This is a genomic window from Pseudoflavonifractor sp. 60 (assembly GCF_009911645.1).
Lineage (GTDB): Bacteria > Bacillota > Clostridia > Oscillospirales > Oscillospiraceae > Lawsonibacter.
Genome location: NZ_QWKI01000268.1, coordinates 1 through 999 on the forward strand (window position 1 = coordinate 1; position 999 = coordinate 999).

Below are 999 nucleotides of genomic sequence, written 5' to 3' on the forward strand. Positions count from 1 at the left end.
TATCAAACGCGCCCAGGGCATGGCTGGCAAGCACACCACCGTTCACCCGCTCTACGGCTACAAGAAAGACCCGGATGACCCGGAGAAGTGGGTCATTGACGATGAAGCCGCCGAGATCGTCCGGCGAATCTTCCGTATGACCATCAACGGCAAAGGCCCCTATGAGATCGCCACAATTCTGGAAAGAGAACACATCCTCTGCCCGTCCGCCTACCTTGCGGAGCGCGGCGCGGGGAACCGGCGCAACGGCGATTTTGCCGACCCCTGCCGCTGGTGGGGGACTACCGTTTCCTACATCCTCAACCGCATGGAATACATGGGCCATACCGTCAATTTTAAGACGGAAAAGACCAGCTTTCGGGATAAGCGGCGGCATCTCACCCCCAAGGATAGCTGGGTGATTTTTGAGAACACCCAAGCACCGATCATTGACGAGGAAACTTTTCAGACGGCGCAAAAGCTACGCAAAACCGGACGCCGCCCTACCAGCCTGGGAGAAGCCAATCCGCTGACTGGACTTCTCTACTGCGCCGATTGCGGAGCGAGACTGTATAACGAGCGTGGGGACAATGGCAAGGGGCATTTCAGAGATTCCTATGCCTGTTCCAGCTACCGCAAGCGCACCAGCGATTGCACCATGCACTTTATCCGTTCGGAGGTCGTTCGGGACTTGATTCTGTCGGCCCTGCGCTCCATTTCAGAATATGCCAAAGCCAACCGGGAAGCCTTTGAACGGCTGGTGATGGACACGACCTCTGACCGCCAGACACAGCAGATGAAGGAGAGCCGGAAGGCCCTGACGGACGGGCAACGGCGATATGATGAACTGGATGTGCTGATTCAGCGCACCTATGAGGATCACGTTGCGGGCAAGCTGACGGACAAGCGGTTTCTGAAACTTTCCCAGCAGTATGAAGCGGAGCAGGAGCAGCTTGAAAGCGAGTTGAAGCGTCTGGCCGCTGAAATGGAAACGATGCAGGAGCAGACTGGCAGGGTGGA

1 protein-coding gene is annotated in these 999 nt (G+C 57.0%); it reads left to right on the forward strand.

Features of this window, described 5'->3' with window-relative positions; genetic code table 11:
• The coding region (locus D1646_RS21280; RefSeq protein WP_201754796.1) for a recombinase family protein at positions 1–999 on the forward strand (999 nt) is incomplete at both ends.